Annotated in this window: 6 protein-coding genes; 3 read left to right on the top strand and 3 right to left on the bottom strand. The window is 35.8% G+C overall.

Annotation, left to right across the window (positions count from 1 at the left end; genetic code table 11):
* Nucleotides 1-272: GNAT family N-acetyltransferase (locus tag AC1DSL_RS15910; protein ID WP_477532933.1), on the bottom strand; the 272-nt coding region annotated here is incomplete at its 3' end.
* Nucleotides 273-797: 525 nt separating this feature from the next.
* The gene (locus AC1DSL_RS15905; protein ID WP_477532932.1) at nt 798-1163 is read right to left on the bottom strand and encodes a hypothetical protein; all 366 of its coding nucleotides are present in this window, start codon (nt 1161-1163) and stop codon (nt 798-800) included.
* A gap of 151 nt (nt 1164-1314) precedes the next feature.
* Between AC1DSL_RS15905 and AC1DSL_RS15900 the strand changes: the two genes are divergently transcribed.
* From AC1DSL_RS15900 to AC1DSL_RS15890, 3 genes are all read left to right on the top strand, one after another.
* Nucleotides 1315-1419: a DinB family protein gene (locus AC1DSL_RS15900; protein WP_477532931.1), complete on the top strand. Its 105-nt coding sequence runs from the start codon at nt 1315-1317 to the stop codon at nt 1417-1419.
* Nucleotides 1420-1537: 118 nt separating this feature from the next.
* Nucleotides 1538-2539, top strand: coding sequence for a S66 family peptidase (locus tag AC1DSL_RS15895; protein ID WP_477532930.1), 1002 nt, complete (start codon nt 1538-1540; stop codon nt 2537-2539).
* Nucleotides 2540-2591: 52 nt separating this feature from the next.
* Nucleotides 2592-3038, top strand: a complete 447-nt coding sequence (locus AC1DSL_RS15890; RefSeq protein WP_477532929.1) for an SRPBCC family protein — start codon at nt 2592-2594, stop codon at nt 3036-3038.
* Between the two features lie 304 nt (nt 3039-3342).
* On the opposite strand, the gene AC1DSL_RS15885 is transcribed toward AC1DSL_RS15890, so the two are convergent.
* The gene (locus AC1DSL_RS15885; RefSeq protein WP_477532928.1) at nt 3343-3900 is read right to left on the bottom strand and encodes a cysteine hydrolase family protein; all 558 of its coding nucleotides are present in this window, start codon (nt 3898-3900) and stop codon (nt 3343-3345) included.
* Nucleotides 3901-4752 lie beyond the last annotated feature (852 nt).

Raw genomic sequence — 4752 nt, 5'->3', positions numbered from 1 at the left:
ATCCCCTTGCCTTGGAATTCCTTATCCACCATTATTCTATATACCCAATAACCATCAAGTTCTTCTTGAACAGAATTGTACATCAAAAAGCCAACTACTTTTTCTTCAGCATAAATAGCATATGGCTTTAATGTAGGCTCAAACTTTGACTGAGCTATTGATATAGCATTGGGTTCAATGTATTCTTTTTGTTCTGTTGATATCTCTAATTCACAACAGCCGTACCAGTTTTCTGCATTTAATTCTACGATTTTCACATTTTCTGTACTCATAAGTTTCCCCTTTCAAAATTCGGGAAAACGCTAAACAACTTTGTTAATTAGTCGTTATCCCCTTGTAGTCATTAATAATAGAAATTCTTTTGTTTGTCATAATGAACGCCTCCTCTAACAACTATTTCCTAAAAATTATATCAATTAATTTTTAGACTTTTTAATTATACTATTTTTTCCATTCCTTCTTATAATAATTTTATTTTCTTCTTGAACTGACCGACCCTGTAAACCAACCAAATGGCTTAATAATATTTCTTTCAAGGTCAGCGTTTTATTAAAAAGTTTTTACTGGGTCTGCTTTAATTTGCTAATCAATATATCTATTTATTATATTTCCATATATTTGATATAAATCTTTTAATTATTAAAATCGAGCAAGAAAAAAGCACTGCTAAAAGCAATGCTAATTTGTATGTTAATATGACGTTATTTGTATAGTTATTTAAACTTTTGTACCAGTAAACTGAATGGGTTAAGAGTTGTTTCCTCTGTCTTTTTTGTGTGGAAGAAAAAGAACCTTAATTAAGTCCGTTTAATAAACCAATTCAACTCGATTTCTAAACGCAATGAATATTCATTTAAAAAGGCTTCTTTAAATTCTTTATAGCCATATTCACCTAAAATATGCGTAAAGTATTTCTTTACTGTGTTGTATTCACCAACGGAAACCCCTTGAACTGTAAATTCTTTAATAGGGTAGTGCTGCAAAAATCCGTTATCTACCAATGCGATATATTTCTTATAAGTTGCAAAAGTGTCGGTTTCGTAATGCTTCATTTCAACTTGTATATCTACACGGGTTCCGCTTGTTTTTTTAAATTTAATTGTTACTTCACCCATATCATTCTTAAAAGTAGACTTCGTTCCATCAAACGTATAATTAATCAATTTTTAAACCTCCGCTAATTGTTCTTTTGCAATCCTTACTTTATCACAGGACAAGATAAAAGAGCTCACCCCCTTATAAACGCCATTTATTTCCAATGTAGAAGAAGGTGTTCGAACATTTAATGTGGAATAACTTCCATAACGAATATGAATGGGTAAACAGAATCGAACAAGTTGTAAATTACTGTTGCATGTAATTACACATGAATTCCATCATAAGGGAAAGATTGTTGCGACGACTCACCTGAGGAAATAGAACCTCCAAATACAGATGTGTTAGGCACGGAAGATTAGAGAAATATAAGTGACACTTCGTTTTATTGAAAACTATAGGATACTCAGTACGCATGATGATCTAAAAGGAGCAAGAATTGATGACACTATTAAATAGATTGCAAAAAGGGGATAAAATCGGTATTTATTCGCCTTCATCACCCATCACATATTCTTCACCGAAACGCTTTCAACGGGCAAAAAGCTTTTTAGAATCTAAAGGTTTTGAGATTATTGAAGGAAATCTTACAGGAAAGCATGATTATTACCGATCGGGGACCATCCAGGATCGAGCCGACGAATTAAACGAACTTATTCGAAACCCGGAAATTAAGATGATTATGTCTACAATAGGCGGTACCAATTCCAATGCGCTACTACCGTACCTTGATTATGATGCTTTTAAGAAAAACCCGAAAATCATGATAGGGTATTCTGATGCTACCGCCATCTTGCTCGGTATTTATGCCCAAACAGGAATTCCAACATTCTATGGACCTGCTCTGGTGCCTTCTTTCGGAGAATTCGAACCATTTCTTGACCATACATATGATTATTTCAAAGAGATGTTAATAGAAGAACAAAGTCTTCCTTTTATCATCCCTACACCGCCAATATGGACGGATGAACCTTTAAACTGGGAGGTTAAAACGGGTGATAAAGTACAGAGGGATAATGAATGGGTATGTGTGAATGAAGGTGTGGCGCAAGGCCGATTAGTAGGTGGTAATTTAAATACGATGTATGGCATTTGGGGAAGTCCATATATGCCGGACATCCAGCAAGGGGATATTATCCTGTTAGAGGACACGATGAAAACGGCATCCGTCGTCGAAAAGAACTTCACTCTACTCAAGCTGAATGGTGTGTTTGAAAAAGTTTCCGGCATTCTATTAGGGAAACATGAATTATTTGATGATCAAGGTACTAGAAGAACTCCATACGATATTTTGCTCGAAGTGATGGGGAACAGGGACATTCCGATTCTTGCAGATTTTGATTGTTGCCACACGCAACCTATGCTGACGTTGCCTATTGGCAGAAACGTGGAGCTGGATGCAACGAATAGAAAAGTGAAGATTATGGAGAAATGGATTAAGTAGGTAAGCAGCGTTGCTTTTCGTTCAATTCAAAATAGAGATGGAGGACTTAATAATGAAGTCTATTACTACACCTGACCTTTCAACAAGGGCGTTCAATTTAATGGTTGACCGCATAATGGATGCACCGCCCGATGTACTGTTCCAAGCGTGGACTACACAGATCGATCGTTGGTTCGCTGTGCCAGGAAGCGTCATCATGCAGGGAGAAATCAACACGTCCTTTTTCTTTGAGACTGCATTTGACGGTCAACGTCATCCTCACTACGGAAGGTTTTTAAGGATTGAGCAAGACCGGCTTGTCGAAATTACTTGGGTTACTGGGGATGGAGGAACAAAGGGCGCGGAAACTGTTGTCACAATAAAGCTAGAGCCAAATGGAGATGGAACACAAATTCGTCTTACGCACGCAGGCTTTATAGATGATGAGTCAAGAAACGGACATAAAGATGCTTGGCCGATGGTTCTTGAACATCTAGACAAGTGTATGATGGGACATTAAGGTTCAAATACAATAAACATCTTTTGCTAGGGGCAATTAATAATGAAACCTAGATTATATTACTTACTCATCGTGTTTACAGTTTCCTATGCATTTTATCTGATATTCGGTACGTGGATGTCGACTAATCACCCATATAGGGATTTTCTCTTAACCATGGGTGTTATTCAGTTCATTCTTGCTTACTCTCCAGATTTGAAGAGGTATTTTCTTTCGTTGCAATTGCTTATTGAACTAGCAAGCCTGCTATTGACATGCAATAGCAAAAGCGGCACGTTTTAAGTGCCGCTTTTTTGGATTAATATTACCTATAAGAGTCATGAGTTGGGCTAAACAAGTCTTCATCTGAATTTCTGACAACAGAAAAGTGTTCGACATTATAATGACCGTGAAGAGTACGATTGTGATGGCTAATGATTTGTTCTGCACTTAAATCATCATTGTCATTTGTTGAATGCCCATCACCGACTAATGTAATATCCAAGCCACTGATAGTAGCTGTTCTGACAGCACTATCTATGCAGTGTTGTGTTTTACAGCCCATAATAACAACATGTTTAATCTGTTGAGTTCTTAAATGATTCAGAAGACCGGTCCCGTGAAAGGAATTCGTCGCTGACTTATCGAAAATTTTTGCATCCGTGGGTACATTGATTTCATTGTGAACTTGAAAGCCTTCACCTTTCCCCTCAGAAACATCGACATCTCTTACAAACACAACTGGGACATCTGCTTCGCTTGCTTTTTCAATCACTTTATTGATATTCCTAATAAGTTGCGCTTTATTAAAAACTGCACTTTCTTTCTGATTCCCATCAATTAATTCTTGTTGAGCATCAATGATTAATAGTGTTTGATTCAAATGATTTTCCCCTTTCAAAATGTAGGGAAACGCTAAACAACTAATTAGTTAGACGTAATCCCCATATAAATTTTCATGCTGACATTTCTTTTGTTTGTCATACTATCATCCTCCTCGGCAAAAATTCGTCTATAAATTAATATTTTTAATTTTTAGACTATTAAATTGTATCATGTTTCTTCTATATTAATAAAGTTACAATTGCGATAGGCGAGAAAAAGTGTAAATCAATCTGTTTTTCGTTTTTGAACTCCCATGAAAGGGCAGTATCTAATATAAGTAGGAATACTTCAACGAGACATGTTAGTTCAATATCACTCCCGTGTGAATTCCTACTTCCTTCTTATTAAACTAACGACTAATCGGTAAGCTACTAAGACAGGTCTTTTCTTATTGAACTAACGAGGCAGGTTAGTGAGTCTACATTCATTATCGTTTTTTCTAGCTTAATTATTTACGCATCACATTGATCATAGTCGCTACATGTTATTAACTCTCAAGGAGTTCAGAGTATATGCTTTTGAATAATATTCAGCTAGGAGATTGAGTTTCTGAAATAAGATTAGAAAACTTTTAGTATTGTGTTGACTTTTATAAGTCAGGCTGATATATTTATAAAGTTGCTGATTTGAAAGCGACAAAGTGAAAAAAGAATATCAAAACTTTTTGTTGACATAGCAAACTGGATTTGATAAGATATTAAAGTCGCCATTACAACAACGGCGAACAAATGAACCTTGAAAACTGAACAGCAAAACGTCAACAATAAAGCGGAACACACTTCGGTGTGGGAAGCAAAACTTGAACTTAATTGTTCATTTTAAAACGTCATTAATTTGACGCCAGCAACAA

It is taken from the genome of Paenisporosarcina sp. P4_D4 (genome assembly GCF_056401835.1).
The sequence above is the reverse complement of the archived record's forward strand: the minus strand, read 5'-3'. Positions and strand labels throughout refer to the sequence as shown.